Genomic DNA, 13120 nt, shown 5'->3' with positions numbered 1-13120 from the left:
GGCCTCTAAACTTGCCATTCACCCGGGCCACCCTACATTCCACACGCTAGGAAAGGATTGCCCCCGCCATGCGCGATGATAACGACAACCGCACACCCGATCCGGAAGGAAACGGTCCCAACCCGTGGATCAAGAGCCTGCTGGTCTGGGGCGGTGTGTTCCTCGGCCTGTTGCTGGTCGTCTCGATGTTCGGCGGCGGCGGGCAGAGCGCAGGGACCCAGCTGCTCTATTCGGACTTCAAGGAGAAGGTCGCCGAAGGGACGATCAAGTCGGTCGAGATTTCCGACGAGCAGATCACCGGGGTGACCAACGACAACGAAACCTTCAGCACCATCCCCGTCAAGGGCGACACGACCCTGACGCCGCTGCTCGAGGAAAACGGCGTCCAGTTCTCCGGCAAGGAAGCCGAAAATGGCAGCATGCTTGTCTATGCGCTGATCAATATCCTGCCGTTCCTGCTGATCCTCGGCATCGCGTTTTTCGCGCTGCGCCAGGTTCAGAAAGGCGGCGGCGCAGGCGGTGCCATGGGCTTCGGCAAGTCGAAGGCCAAGATGCTTACAGAAAAGCAGGGCCGTGTGACTTTCGAAGATGTGGCCGGTATCGACGAAGCGCGCGAGGAACTGGAAGAAATCGTCGAGTTTCTCAAGGACCCGAGCCGTTTCTCCAAGCTTGGCGGTCAGATTCCCAAAGGTGCGCTACTGGTCGGCTCCCCGGGTACGGGTAAGACCTTGCTCGCCCGCGCAATCGCTGGCGAGGCGGGCGTTCCCTTCTTCACCATCTCCGGCTCGGACTTCGTCGAAATGTTCGTCGGCGTCGGCGCGAGCCGCGTGCGAGACATGTTCGAACAGGCCAAGAAGAACGCGCCCTGCATCGTGTTCATCGACGAAATCGATGCGGTCGGGCGTAGCCGTGGCCACGGCCTCGGCAATTCGAACGACGAGCGCGAGCAGACGCTGAACCAGCTGCTGGTCGAGATGGACGGCTTCGAAGCCAATGAAGGCATCATCATCATCGCGGCAACCAACCGCCCCGACGTGCTCGATCCCGCATTGCTGCGTCCGGGCCGCTTCGACCGACAGGTCGTGGTGCCGATCCCGGACATTGACGGGCGCGAGAAGATCCTCGCCGTGCATATGAAGAAGCTTCCGCTCGCACCTGATGTGAACCCGCGCACCATCGCGCGCGGTACGCCCGGCTTCTCGGGCGCAGACCTCGCAAACCTCTGTAACGAAGCCGCCCTGCTGGCCGCGCGTCGCAACAAGCGTCTCGTCGCTATGCAGGAATTCGAGGACGCCAAGGACAAGGTCATGATGGGCGCCGAGCGTCGCAGCATGGTCATGACCGAGGACGAGAAGAAGATGACTGCTTATCACGAGGCAGGCCACGCCCTGGTCAGCCTCAACGAGCCGGCATCGGACCCGATTCACAAGGCCACCATCATCCCGCGCGGCCGCGCACTGGGCATGGTGATGCGGCTGCCCGAGCGGGACAATTACTCCTACCACCGCGACAAGATGCATGCGAACCTTGCCGTGGCGATGGGTGGCCGCGTGGCGGAAGAACTCATCTTCGGCCACAACAAGGTGTCGAGCGGCGCATCCGGTGACATCCAGTACGCCACTGACCTCGCCAAGAACATGGTCACCAAATGGGGCATGTCGGACAAGCTCGGCCCGCTGATGTACGAAGAGAGCCAGGAAGGCTATCTCGGCATGGGCCAGACCGCACGCACCATGGGCGGGGCGGAAACCAACAAACTGATCGATGCCGAGATCAAGTCGCTGGTGGAGGAAGGGCTTGCCCGCGCCCGCGAAATCCTCACCGAGCAGGAAGACAAGCTGCACCTGCTGGCACAGGCAATGCTCGAATTCGAGACCCTGACCGGCGATGAAATCGACCAGCTGATGAAGGACGGCAAGATCGACCGTCCCGATGAGCCGAAGGGGCCGATCGCGGTCCGTCAGCCGGGCGGCAGCACGGTTCCCAAAGCCGGAAAGAAATTCGGCGGCTCGGGTGAAGGTGCTCCCGCTGGGGCCTGATCTTCAAGGCTCGTGACAAGCTAAGGGCGCCGAGTGGGAAACCCTCGGCGCCCTTCTTGCGTTTAGGGGCGACAATGGCCGAAGAAATGGCCGCCACAGCATGAGGATGAACCAATGAACCGCCTGATCGCCACGACCTTTGCCGCCATTACCCTGACCGGCCTTGCAGCCTGCTCCGAGCAGACGCAGGAGGATGCATCGCGAACCGCTGACCTTGTAGGTGACGACATCGAGGCCAATGCCGCAGTCGCAGGGGAGGTCCTTGAAGAGGGTGCGAAGGAAGCCGCCGGTGCGGTTGCGGAAGGCGCCTCGAATCTCGAACACCAAATCGAGGAAGGCGACACGGAATCGCCGGGCCCGGCACCGGTGCTCGGCGACGAATTGAACGCGGATCAGGCCGATCCCAACGAGTGAGCTAGAAGGCGCCCATGACCAGCAGCAGCTGAAGGAACAGCGTCAGTATGACCATGATGAACACGGTGAGGACCGCGAGCCTCCAGAGCGCTGAAAAGCGAGATAGGCCGTAGGCTCCGCGCAGCTGCTTGTAGATATGGAGCGGTGGTACGATCATCAGGACAAGCGCGATCAAGGCGGTATGCAGCCCTGCAAGCCCTGCCAGAGTGACTGCCAGTATCAGCAGGCTCATGAAGCTGAGCGAATAGGTAACGAAAATGGCGTGATCGTACGCTTTGAAGCGCCGCCGCCACGCGAACAATAGCCATACGAACGGGATCGACAGTGGGATCAGCAGCCAGCTGAATTTATAGAAGTTGGTTTGCAGTTTGTAGAGCATGAGACCAGGGTTCTTGCGCCATTTGGCGACGATGCCCTGATCGATCGCTTCGATACCTGTCAGGTTCATGGTCGAATAGGCCCGCTTTCCGTCCCGATCGACGAAGTCATAGTCCCTACCAGTCTCGATGAACTCGATCGCTTCGCCAAGGCCAGCTATCTTGGTCTCCAGCTCCGCCCGCCGCTCGCTGTCGGAAGGATCGGTTGCTGCGAGCTCTGCTTCGAGCGTGTCGCGTGCGCCTTCTGCCCGTTCGCGCACCTCTGCGTTGGGGCTGCTCATGTCGGTAGGGGTCGAAATGCCCGCCACCTGAAAAATTGCGAACATGAGGAAGATCGAAAACAGGAACAGCGCCATCGGAGAAACGAACCGCGCTCGCTCTCCATCGATATAGCGGCGCGTCAGTTCGCCGGGTTTGAAGAACAGCTTGGGCAGCGTTTTCCACGTCCGACCTTCGAAATGGAGCGCCCCGTGCAGGAGGTCATGAATGAAGGCGCCGATGGTCCGGTGGAGGTGCGCCTGTTGTCCGCATTCGTGGCAATGCGAACCGACCAGGCTGGTGCCGCAATTGAGGCAGATGCCCTCTGCGAAATGCCCCTTTTCAAGCGGTGTGGAGTCGCCGGCTATACCTTTGCTGCCATTGCGGCCTACCACCTTCGCGAACAGACCTCCCTCCACGGCCGTTCCCATCGCCTCGCCGAAATCGCTCATGCCCATACCCTCCGGGGCTGCTGATAAACCGCAACACCAGACCTCGTCGAGGCCGAACATTCCCGTGACATCGGCCTCAGAACGCAAAAAGGCCGCGTCCCCTTGGGAGGCGGCCCTTTCGTATCATTCGATAGAAGGATCAGCCTTCGTAGTCGGAGCCGATCGAGGTCGAACGCGCCGGTGCCGATGCGGTGATGCGCAGTGCTTCGGCCGACTGGCTGAGCGAGCCCACGTCATCCATCTCGTCATCGTCGTCCGGCAGGATTTTCTGCAGGTTGGTTACTGCAGCTTCCTTGAGTTCCTTCGGCTTCACGGTCTGTTCGGCGATTTCACGCAGCGCCACGACCGGATTCTTGTCACGATCGCGGTCGATGGTCAGTTCCGCGCCGCCGGAAATTTCGCGGGCCCGCTGGGCTGCCAGCAGGACAAGATCGAAACGGTTGGGAATTTTGTCTACGCAATCTTCGACGGTAACGCGCGCCATGGGCACTCCGATGCAAAATCAAGAGAATCTCGGAAAGCGCGCCAAATAGGGATGGGGAACCCGATAGTCAAGAATTTGCGCCGGTCGCGCGGCACGCTAAGGGTGGAAGCGCATGGGAGAACCAGCCATCACAGCGCAGGCATCGGACTACCGGGACCCGCCCAGCTTCACCGCCGAGGCTCAGGGCCAGTCGCTGACCTTCTATCCCGCGGGGAAAGATCGCCGCGAAGCGCTGATGGACCTCGTCCGCTCGGCCCGCGAAACGCTGGACATCTGTTTCTACATCTTCGCCGAGGACGAGGTTTCCACGCAGCTGCGCGATGCGCTGTGCGATGCGGCGGGGCGCGGGGTGGATGTCACGCTGATCATTGATCGCTTCGGTGCTTCGGCGAGCGACGAATTCCTCCAGCCCTTGGTGGATTGCGGGGGTCGCTACCTGTGCTTCAGCCCGCGCTGGAGCTTGCGATATCTCATCCGCAACCACCAGAAGATGGTCATCGCCGACAATAGATGCGCCATGTTTGGCGGCTTCAATATCGAAGACGACTATTTCGCCCCGCCCGAACGCAATGGCTGGAACGATATCGGTATAAGGATCGAAGGCGATGCGGTGCAGGGGCTCACCGACTGGTTCGCGCGATTGTGCCATTGGACCAAGGATGCGGATGCGCATTTCCGGGAGATAAGACGGGCGGTCAGCAGCTGGGACTGGACTTCGGCGGATGGGAATGCGCGCTGGCTGGTCGGTGGACCGACCCGCGGTCTTTCAACCTGGGCACGCTGTGTCACGCAGGATCTGAAGGACGGCGAAAAGCTGGACATCTTCATGGCCTATTTCTCTCCGCCCTATACGCTGCTCAAGCGCATCGCACGGGTGGCTCGGAAGGGGCATACGCGCTTGCTGATGGCGGCCAAGAGCGACAATGGCGCCACCATCGGGGCCACCCGGTCGCTGTACAAATATCTCCTCAAGCGCGGCGCGAAAATCTGGGAGTTCACGCCCTGCAAGCTCCACACGAAGCTGCTGGTGCTGGACGATGCCGTCTATCTGGGGAGCGCCAATTTCGATATGCGCAGCCTCTATCTCAATCTCGAGATCATGTTGCGGATCGAGGACAAGGCGCTGGCCGATCGCATGCGGGATTTCGTCGGCGCACATATCGAGGCATCGGAACACATCACCATGGAGAAGCACCGCGAGCGCGCCACTTTGTGGAACCGCGTCCGCTGGTGGATGGGCTGGGTACTGGTTTCGGTGATCGACTATACCGTCGCGCGGCGGACGAATCTCGGCTTCTGATCTCCCGCCGGAACGCTTTGGTCGGCAGGGCCGTAGGTCAGTGAAGGAGATTTCGATGAAACACGTGATCGCCGCCGCGGCCATCCTCACCCTTGCAGCTTGTGCCGAACCGATCGAAGATCGGGACGAAGGCGAAGCCGATCTACCGCCCCTGCCGACAGCCGCTGAACTGTCAGCGCAGCGCCCCACGCTTGTGCCGGGCGTGATCGACGAGGCTTTGCGCCGGGATCGAAATGTGATGGGCGAACTCGGCTGCGTATTCCGCCGGGGAAATGAAACCCTGTTCGCTGCTGCCGCGAATTCGGTGTCGCTCGAAGGCGCTGAAGGCCTCGTGGTGCTCGATGGGCAGCCGCAGGAAATCCAGATGGATGGATCGGGCGGCTACAACTCGCTACAGGCCGCGGCCAGCTTCACCGGCGACGACGGGCTCACGGTCGAGATCGAGGTAAGCGAAGCTGCCGAAATTCGTGAAACGCCCGCGCCCCGGACCGGTCCGGCGCCGATGGAAGCCACGATGACGATCGCGCGAGGCGAGCAGAGCGTTGCAATCGATGGCCGCTACGAATGCGGGCCGCAACCCGACGCCTGACCTACTCGTAATCGTCGTAGCCACCGCGCAGTTCGGGCGAGGTGAACTTGGTGAATTCGCTCTGGAACAACAGCGGCACGTTGCCGGTGGAACCGTGGCGCTGCTTGGCGACGATCAGCGTTGCGCGGTTCACCAGTTCGAGGTGCCGCGCCTCCCAATCGGCGTACTTCACTCGCGCCTCTTCGCTGCTTGTTTCATCGGGCGTGTCGGGCTTGAGCGCATTGTGATAATATTCGCCGCGATAGATGAACCAGACCATGTCGGCGTCCTGCTCGATCGAGCCCGATTCGCGCAGGTCCGACAGCTGCGGGCGCTTGTCCTCGCGCTGCTCCACCGCACGGCTGAGCTGGGACAGCGCGATGACGGGAACGTGCAGTTCCTTGGCGAGAGTCTTCAATCCGCGGCTGATTTCGGAAATTTCATTCACGCGGTTGTCGTTGGCGCGGCCCGAACCCTGCAAGAGCTGCAGATAGTCGACGATGACCAGACCGATATCGTGGCGTCGCTTCAGGCGCCGCGCGCGGGTCCTCAGGGCGCCGATGGTCAGGCCCGGAGTGTCGTCGATATACAGCGGCAGTTCGTTCAGTTCCTGGCTGGCGAAGGAGAGTCGCTGGAACTCCTCCTTGCTCAGCTTGCCCGATCGCAGCTTTTCCGAGGAAATCTCCGCCGTCTCCGCCAGGATACGCGTCGCCAGCTGGTCGGCGCTCATTTCGAGGCTGAAAAAGGCGGTCGCCGCGCCGGGGCTTTCGCCGCGCTCGATGCCGATTTTCTCGTCATCCATCAGCCGGCGCGCGGCATTGAAGGCGATATTCGTGGCCAGCGAGGTCTTGCCCATGCCCGGACGGCCCGCGAGGATCACGAGATCGGAATTGTGCAGGCCGCTGGTCTTGTCGTTGATGGTTTCGAGGCCGGTCGTCTTGCCCGAGAACTTGCCGCCCGAATTGATCGCGGCTTCGACCATCTTGAGCGCGCCTAGCGCGGCAGTACGGAAATCCTGTGCCTCGCTCCCCGTCGTGGCACCCTCGGCCACCTTGTAGAGATCGGCTTCGGCCTGGCTGATGCGGTCCATCGGCGCGACTTCATCCGAGGTGTCGAGCGCTCCTTCGACGAGGTTGCGTCCGACATTGACCAGTTCGCGAAGCAGGGCGAGATCGTAGATCTGCTCGGCCAGCTTGCCGGTGGCGAGCAGGCCCTGCCCGTCCATGGTAAGCTGCGCGAGATAGGTCACCCCGCCCAGCTGCTTCATCGCCTCGTCGCTCTCGAAATAGGGCTTGAGCGTAACCGGCGTGGCCACCGAATTGCGATCGATCAGCTTGTGAACGCGCTCGTAGATACGCTGATGCACCGGCTCGTAGAAATGATGGGGCTGAAGGGGGGTATTGAGCTCCTGCACCACCTGGTTGTCGATCAGCACCGCACCGAGGAAGGCAGCCTCCGCTTCGACATTGCTGGGCAGGGTCTGGCCCTGCTTCTCGGCTGCTGGTGTCGAATCGGTTGCGGGGAAAAGAAGATCGGTTTCGGCCATGCGCGGCACCATGCAGCAAGCGCGGTGCAGATTGAACCGCCGCGATCGGCAGGAGTGAGGACAGGCCTGTGGATGGCCGAAAAAAAGATCGACCTTGCCCCGCCTCGCCGCAGTTGCGAAAGCAGCTTCGGACGATGAGCGATTCAACCACCCCTTCCGGCGACCAGCGCATTGCGAAGATCGATCTCGATGAAGAGACGATCATCTGGCGCAACGCCGATGTCGAACAGGAACGCCGGATCGCGATCTTCGACCTGATCGAGGAAAACACGTTCAGGCCGGTGCGCGCAGCCGAGCGCGGGTCGGGCGGCCCCTATCATCTGCGCCTCGCCGTGCGCGACGGGCGGCTGCTCATGACCATCGCGGACAGCGAGGATACCGTCCTGGAGGAACTGCTGCTCGGCCTCGCCCGTTTCCGCCGGCCGATCCGCGAATATTTTGCCATCTGCGACAGTTATTACCAAGCGATCCGCAAGGCGACCCCTGGCGAGATCGAGACGATCGATATGGCGCGCCGCGGCGTACACAACCGCGCCGCCGAACTGCTGCTCGAGCGGCTGGAGGGCAAGGTCGAAACCGATTTCGCCACCGCGCGCCGCCTGTTCACCCTCATCTGCGTCCTGCACATCAAGGGCTGATCGGCGATGGCGAAACGCAAGAAGGGCCGCGGCGGCCTCCTGATCAAGCTGCTGCTGCTCGCAGGGCTGATCGGTGCGGGGTACTGGCTGTACCTTGAATACGAGCAGCAGAGCTGGAGACCTGACGACCAGGCCTATCCGGATCAGGGCGCCCTCGTCGGCGAGAACGATGGCGCAGTAGATTTCGAAGTGCTGAAGGGCCTGGGGGCCGAGTTCGTCTATCTCGAGGCCAGTCGCGGCGCCCGCGGCAAGGACGCCAATTTCTCGCGCAATCTCGCCGCGGCGCGCGAGGCCGGATTGCAGGTCGGCGCGGTCCATTTGTTCGATCCGTGCGAAACCGCCGACGGGCAATCGGCGAATTACGTCACCATTGTCCCGCGCGATGCCGACTTGCTGCCTCCCGCGATCCGGCTGTCCCGCACGACCGACGAGTGCTTCGAGAGCGTTTCCGAAGCGGCGGTACAGAGCGAATTGCTGACGCTGGTCAACCAGATCGAATCGCATACCGAAGCCCCCGCCGTGCTTGCCCCGAGCGAGGAATTCGAGGCTCGCTATCGCCCCGCACGCCGTCTCGAACGCGCGCTCTGGCTGGAGGGAGACATGCAGGAGCCCGATTATGGCGGACGGCCATGGATGGTCTGGACCGCGAACTCGTCCTATCTCAGCGAGGCGGCGGAGAACCCCTTGCGCTGGCTGGTCGTGCGACCGTAAGCCGCAAGCATGACCGACGACGACCTGATCGCTGCCGCCCGCAAGGCCGCGCAAAACTCCTATTCTCCCTATTCGAATTTCGCCGTGGGCAGCGCCTTGCGTTTTGCCGATGGGAGCGTGGTGACCGGCACCAATATCGAGAATGCCAGCTATGGCCTTGCACTTTGCGCCGAAACCGTGGCGGTATCGAAGGCCATGGCTGACGGGCTCCGCGGCGGGCTGGAAGCGGTCGCGGTTACGGGTCCGGGCGACGAACCGATCACCCCCTGCGGCCGCTGCCGACAGGTGCTCAACGAACTTGCGCAACTGGGCGGGACCGATCCGCTGATCCTGTGCGTGGGACCGCAGGAGGTGCACCGGGTGAAGCTCAGCGAGCTCCTCCCGCATGCATTCGGGCCTGCCAGCCTCGTATGATCGACCGGCGCGCCGCCCTCGGCGGTCTTGCCGCGATGTCTCTGGCGGCTGGCGCACCTTCGCTCGCTCACGCCGCGGCGCCCCCCAAGTTGCACCGCCAGCCGCGGCGCATCGCGCTGGGCGACACGGTAGGCCTCGTGGCCCCGGCCAGCGCGGTGAGCGACGAGGAGATAGCCTTCGCCCAGCACAATATCCGCGGAATGGGGCTGGTGCCGAAACTGGGCGCAAATGTGATGGCAAGCGACGGCTACCTCGCCGGAACGGACAGCCAGCGGGCGCGCGATCTCGAGGCGATGTTCGCCGACGAAAGCGTAAGCGCGATCTTCGCCATTCGCGGCGGCTGGGGCGGGGCGCGGCTGCTCCAGATGCTGGACTGGGATCTGATCCGCGATAATCCCAAACTTGTCATCGGCTATAGCGATGTGACCTCGCTGCACCTCGCGATTGCGGCAAACGCTGGCTTTCCCACCCTCCATGCGCCCAATGCTGGCAGTCCCTGGCCAAAGGCAAGCTGGGAAAGCCTGTGGCGGCTCGCCTTCACGGGCGAGACACCGGTCCTGAGCACCGAAATCGAACTTGCACAGGGGCCGCAGGGAAGAACGATCCGATCGGGCAAGGCACGCGGCAGATTGCTGGGCGGCAACCTGACTGTACTCTCGACGATGATGGGATCGGCCTACGTCCCCGATTTTGGCGGCGCGATCCTGTTCCTCGAAGACGTGAATGAAGAAGAATACCGGATCGACCGGATGCTGCAGCAACTCTCGCTGGCAGGCGTGTTGGGCCAGCTATCGGGCGTTGTTTTCGGGCGGTGCCGCAGTTGTGCGAATTCCGATCCGGACTACGCGGGCCAGACGCTCGACGATTTGCTCACTGCCTATCTGGAGCCGCTCGGCATTCCCGCGTTTGCAGGCGCGAACATCGGCCATCATCGCGGACAATTGAGCCTGCCCCATGGCGGGATGGTGGAAGTGGACGCCGATGCGCGCACGATCGCCCTCCTGGAGCCGATCGTGCGCTGAGTTGGCCGGGCGCGGCTCAGATGCCGCGCTCGTCCATCCATTCTACCAGTGAAGCAAGGCAGTCGCGGGCCAGCATCTTGCAGCGTTCCGGGCTCCAGCCCTGTTCGGGCTCGGGATCTGCCTTGTTGTCCTTGTAGGGCATTTCCAAGGTCATCGCGGTCGCGCCGAAGCGTTCTGCAACCTGGTTGGTGCTCATCGCGAGATTGGCCTTGCCCGGGGCGGCCTTGGTATAGCCGAACTCGGTCTGGAAATCGGGCGTACGGCGGTCGAGGATGCGTTCGTAGCTGTAATAACGCTCGCCATGCTCTTCGGTCCAGGACGGGATGCCTTCGTAGCCGGCAAGGAAACTGACCGGGATCGCTTCGTCCCCGTGAACGTCCATGGCGAAATCCACGCCGGTCTTGTCCATGTAGTTACGGATGGCGAGCACTTCCGGACTGCGTTCGGCGCTGGGGTTTTCCCACTCGCGGTTCAGGTTGGCGCCCGCCGCGTTGACGCGCAGGTTCCCCCGCTTCGAACCGTCCGGGTTGCAGTTGGGCACGAGATGCAGGCGGCACCGCTGGCGCAGTTTGCGCCCGACGCTGTCGGATGGATCGGTGAGCACTTCCAAGGCGCCTTCCATCCACCACTCGGCCTGCGTTTCGCCCGGGTGCTGGCGGGCGTAGAGCCACACGTTGAAATTGCCGTCGCCCATCTCGAGGCAATCGATCGGCTGGCCGTCCAGCGTATTGCCGAGGTGAGTATGGGTCACCCCTTCCGAAGCCGCGGCCTCGGCGACGAGATCGTGATGGCGCTCCATCGAATAGGGGGCGAAATAGGCGAAATAGGCGATATCGCTGGCAGGCGTATAGCGGATCGTCAGCGTTCCGCCTTCTTCGCTTTCGTCGTAGCTCGAAGCGGCTCGGCCCCAATAGTCGCGGTCTTCGGATACGCAGGCGTCATAGTCGGGCCAGCCGCCGGGATAAGCGCTGTTCGAAAGCTGGGTGATCTTGAGTACGAGTTCGCGGCCCGCAGCGCCCGAGACGCGAAAGTGAAACCACTGCTTGAATTCGCTATTCGTATCCCGGGGAATGGCCAGACGGGCGGTTGCGCCTTCTACCGACAGGACTTCGATATTGCCGCTGTCGAAAGCTGCATCGATCCGGATATCACTCACTCGGGAACCTCAATTTCTACTGTTTCGCCATTATTGCCGGGAAATTCGCTGAACAGCGCGGCGGCGACCGTCTGGGCGTTCGCCTGCGATTGCGCAAGGGGCGAGTTTTCCGCAACGCGGAAGTCTGCGCGGCCCTCCCAGAGGTTCTGTGAAGTTGCCGAATCGCGGATCGTCACGCCGAGCTGCGTGCCGACCTTGTCGCGCTCTCCGCCGCCCAGATTGATGCCGAGACCGAGCCCGACGCCGGAACCATATGTTCCGGTACTACCGCCCACTCCCACGCTCACAGGGGAGCGCCGACCTTCGGCGGTCATGACATATCGCTCAAACGATACGGCCGCGATCTGGGAGGCGGAGGCGCGATCCGTCTCCGTATAGCCAAGGCGACGCAGTTCATCGGCTACCGCGGACTTATAGGGCGCAGCCGAAAGGCTGTCGCCATCCATGCCGGGCGCGCTCTCTACGAATATGGTGCCTTGTCCCAGCTGGGCAGTGGCTTCGGGTGCAACGAAGCGCGTCACCTCCACCGGTCCGGGCGTGGTCGAACAGGCCGAAAGCGTGACGGCGGCCAGAGTTGCAGCGATTGCTGATTTGATTGTCATCTTGCGACCTTTCATGTGGCAGAGACTGTCCAACCCCAACGCTCGGCCTGCGACATGGCTCCGCCGACCTTCCCCGATCCCCTGTGCGATTGCCCTTGCTGCAAGCTGTGCTAGGCGCACGGTCATGGATCGTGATGCGAAAGTACCCGTGCTCGTCACGGGAGGGGCAGGCTATATCGGCAGCCACGCGGTGCTTGCCCTGAAGGATGCTGGCTGGCCCGTTGCGGTAATAGACAATCTCTCTACCGGCTTCCCATTCGCGGTGCCGGATAGCGTTCCGTTCTACGAGGGCGACATTGCGGACGGAATCCTGCTCGAACAGATTTTTCTCGAGCAGGGCACAAAGGCTATCATGCACTTCGCCGGTTCGATCATCGTCCCCGAATCGGTCGAACAGCCGCTGAAATATTACGAGAACAACACGGTCAAAAGCCGCGCGCTGATTGAAGCTGCGGTGGCCGGCGGCGTGGAGCATTTCATTTTCTCCTCGACTGCTGCGACCTATGGAATTCCGGAAACCTCGCCGATTGCAGAGGATGCGCCGAAACAGCCGATCAATCCCTATGGCTGGTCGAAGCTGATGGCCGAACAGATGCTCGCCGATGCAAGCGTGGCCCATGGTTTCAACTTCTGCGCGCTGCGCTATTTCAACGTCGCGGGTGCGGATCCGCAGGGGCGGAGCGGCCAGTCCACTGCAGGCGCCACCCATCTGATCAAGGTCGCTTGCGAGGCTGCGTCGGGCAAGCGGGACGGCGTCTCGGTTTTCGGCACGGATTACGACACGCCCGATGGGACGGGGGTGCGCGATTACATCCACGTCAGCGATCTTGCCGACGCCCATGTGCTTGCGATGGAGGCGCTGATAGCAGCACCCGACCGCTCGCTCACTATGAACTGCGGATACGGGCGGGGCTTTTCCGTCCTTGAAGTCCTCGACGCGGTCGACCGGGTGACGAACACCCATATCGAGCGCCGGATGGAGGCCAGGCGCGCCGGCGATCCGGCCGAACTGGTTTCCGATCCCGGCCGCATTCGCGAGATGCTGCCGTGGCAGCCGAAGCACGACGATCTTGGCGAAATCATCACCCACGCACTTCAATGGGAACGCAGGCTCTCCGAAATTCGTGGAAAAGCTTGAC

14 protein-coding genes are annotated in these 13120 nt (G+C 62.4%); 9 read left to right on the top strand and 5 right to left on the bottom strand.

From position 1 onward, the window contains the following. The first annotated feature begins 68 nt into the window (after positions 1-68). Complete coding sequence (gene ftsH / locus GRI69_RS10900; RefSeq protein WP_160728309.1) at positions 69-2039, top strand: ATP-dependent zinc metalloprotease FtsH; 1971 nt, start codon at positions 69-71, stop codon at positions 2037-2039. A 114-nt stretch (positions 2040-2153) separates the two neighbouring features. Next, complete coding sequence (locus GRI69_RS10895) at positions 2154-2453, top strand: entericidin EcnAB (RefSeq protein WP_160728308.1); 300 nt, start codon at positions 2154-2156, stop codon at positions 2451-2453. A 1-nt stretch (position 2454) separates the two neighbouring features. Here GRI69_RS10895 and GRI69_RS10890 read toward each other — a convergent pair whose 3' ends face one another. Together GRI69_RS10890 and rpoZ are read right to left on the bottom strand one after the other, a co-directional pair. Continuing rightward, entirely contained in the window at positions 2455-3540 is a 1086-nt protein-coding gene (locus GRI69_RS10890) for a DUF3667 domain-containing protein (RefSeq protein WP_160728307.1), read from the bottom strand. 139 nt (positions 3541-3679) lie between these two features. Continuing rightward, on the bottom strand, positions 3680-4024 hold the full coding sequence (gene rpoZ, locus GRI69_RS10885) for a DNA-directed RNA polymerase subunit omega (protein ID WP_160728306.1): 345 nt from the start codon (positions 4022-4024) through the stop codon (positions 3680-3682). Positions 4025-4136: 112 nt separating this feature from the next. On the opposite strand from rpoZ, the gene GRI69_RS10880 reads away from it, so the two are divergent. Together GRI69_RS10880 and GRI69_RS10875 are read left to right on the top strand one after the other, a co-directional pair. Further along, positions 4137-5324, top strand: coding sequence for a phospholipase D-like domain-containing protein (locus GRI69_RS10880; RefSeq protein WP_160728305.1), 1188 nt, complete (start codon positions 4137-4139; stop codon positions 5322-5324). 55 nt (positions 5325-5379) lie between these two features. After that, positions 5380-5913 (top strand): hypothetical protein, encoded by a 534-nt coding sequence (locus GRI69_RS10875; RefSeq protein WP_160728304.1) that lies wholly within the window; start codon positions 5380-5382, stop codon positions 5911-5913. Between the two features lies 1 nt (position 5914). Here the strand turns inward: GRI69_RS10875 and GRI69_RS10870 are convergent, their stop codons facing one another. Then, on the bottom strand, positions 5915-7438 hold the full coding sequence (locus GRI69_RS10870) for a replicative DNA helicase (protein WP_202391979.1): 1524 nt from the start codon (positions 7436-7438) through the stop codon (positions 5915-5917). 134 nt (positions 7439-7572) lie between these two features. On the opposite strand from GRI69_RS10870, the gene GRI69_RS10865 reads away from it, so the two are divergent. The 4 genes from GRI69_RS10865 to GRI69_RS10850 are packed head-to-tail and all read left to right on the top strand — an operon-like array spanning position 7573 to position 10223. Then, entirely contained in the window at positions 7573-8076 is a 504-nt protein-coding gene (locus tag GRI69_RS10865) for a UPF0262 family protein (RefSeq protein ID WP_160728302.1), read from the top strand. A gap of 6 nt (positions 8077-8082) precedes the next feature. Further along, positions 8083-8787 carry a glycoside hydrolase family 25 protein gene (locus GRI69_RS10860; protein ID WP_160728301.1) on the top strand — a complete coding sequence of 235 codons (705 nt, stop codon included), beginning with the start codon at positions 8083-8085 and terminating at the stop codon, positions 8785-8787. 9 nt (positions 8788-8796) lie between these two features. Then, positions 8797-9201 (top strand): cytidine deaminase, encoded by a 405-nt coding sequence (locus tag GRI69_RS10855; protein WP_160728300.1) that lies wholly within the window; start codon positions 8797-8799, stop codon positions 9199-9201. Beyond that, on the top strand, positions 9198-10223 hold the full coding sequence (locus tag GRI69_RS10850; protein WP_160728299.1) for a S66 peptidase family protein: 1026 nt from the start codon (positions 9198-9200) through the stop codon (positions 10221-10223). The genes GRI69_RS10855 and GRI69_RS10850 overlap by 4 nt, the downstream gene beginning before the upstream one ends. Before the next feature lie 16 nt (positions 10224-10239). Here GRI69_RS10850 and GRI69_RS10845 read toward each other — a convergent pair whose 3' ends face one another. Further along, positions 10240-11379, bottom strand: coding sequence for a M14-type cytosolic carboxypeptidase (locus GRI69_RS10845; protein ID WP_160728298.1), 1140 nt, complete (start codon positions 11377-11379; stop codon positions 10240-10242). Beyond that, positions 11376-11981: a DUF4136 domain-containing protein gene (locus tag GRI69_RS10840; protein ID WP_160728297.1), complete on the bottom strand. Its 606-nt coding sequence runs from the start codon at positions 11979-11981 to the stop codon at positions 11376-11378. Before GRI69_RS10840 ends, GRI69_RS10845 begins: the two co-directional genes overlap by 4 nt. Positions 11982-12105: 124 nt before the next feature. Here GRI69_RS10840 and galE point away from each other — a divergent pair, with 124 nt between their 5' ends. Beyond that, the gene (gene galE / locus GRI69_RS10835; RefSeq protein ID WP_160728296.1) at positions 12106-13119 is read left to right on the top strand and encodes a UDP-glucose 4-epimerase GalE; all 1014 of its coding nucleotides are present in this window, start codon (positions 12106-12108) and stop codon (positions 13117-13119) included. Position 13120 lies beyond the last annotated feature (1 nt).

The sequence above is a fragment of the Qipengyuania vulgaris genome, assembly GCF_009827325.1.
GTDB lineage: Bacteria > Pseudomonadota > Alphaproteobacteria > Sphingomonadales > Sphingomonadaceae > Qipengyuania > Qipengyuania vulgaris.
This window is presented reverse-complemented; position numbering and strand designations above follow the sequence as displayed.

What these genes read in the sequence shown, in the direction of transcription:
- ftsH (WP_160728309.1), top strand. Translation starts at nt 69, where the DNA reads ATGCGCGATGATAACGACAACCGCACACCCGATCCGGAAGGAAACGGT.
- GRI69_RS10895 (WP_160728308.1), top strand. Translation starts at nt 2,154, where the DNA reads ATGAACCGCCTGATCGCCACGACCTTTGCCGCCATTACCCTGACCGGC.
- GRI69_RS10890 (WP_160728307.1), bottom strand. Translation starts at nt 3,540, where the DNA reads ATGAGCGATTTCGGCGAGGCGATGGGAACGGCCGTGGAGGGAGGTCTG.
- rpoZ (WP_160728306.1), bottom strand. Translation starts at nt 4,024, where the DNA reads ATGGCGCGCGTTACCGTCGAAGATTGCGTAGACAAAATTCCCAACCGT.
- GRI69_RS10880 (WP_160728305.1), top strand. Translation starts at nt 4,137, where the DNA reads ATGGGAGAACCAGCCATCACAGCGCAGGCATCGGACTACCGGGACCCG.
- GRI69_RS10875 (WP_160728304.1), top strand. Translation starts at nt 5,380, where the DNA reads ATGAAACACGTGATCGCCGCCGCGGCCATCCTCACCCTTGCAGCTTGT.
- GRI69_RS10870 (WP_202391979.1), bottom strand. Translation starts at nt 7,438, where the DNA reads ATGGCCGAAACCGATCTTCTTTTCCCCGCAACCGATTCGACACCAGCA.
- GRI69_RS10865 (WP_160728302.1), top strand. Translation starts at nt 7,573, where the DNA reads ATGAGCGATTCAACCACCCCTTCCGGCGACCAGCGCATTGCGAAGATC.
- GRI69_RS10860 (WP_160728301.1), top strand. Translation starts at nt 8,083, where the DNA reads ATGGCGAAACGCAAGAAGGGCCGCGGCGGCCTCCTGATCAAGCTGCTG.
- GRI69_RS10855 (WP_160728300.1), top strand. Translation starts at nt 8,797, where the DNA reads ATGACCGACGACGACCTGATCGCTGCCGCCCGCAAGGCCGCGCAAAAC.
- GRI69_RS10850 (WP_160728299.1), top strand. Translation starts at nt 9,198, where the DNA reads ATGATCGACCGGCGCGCCGCCCTCGGCGGTCTTGCCGCGATGTCTCTG.
- GRI69_RS10840 (WP_160728297.1), bottom strand. Translation starts at nt 11,981, where the DNA reads ATGACAATCAAATCAGCAATCGCTGCAACTCTGGCCGCCGTCACGCTT.
- galE (WP_160728296.1), top strand. Translation starts at nt 12,106, where the DNA reads ATGGATCGTGATGCGAAAGTACCCGTGCTCGTCACGGGAGGGGCAGGC.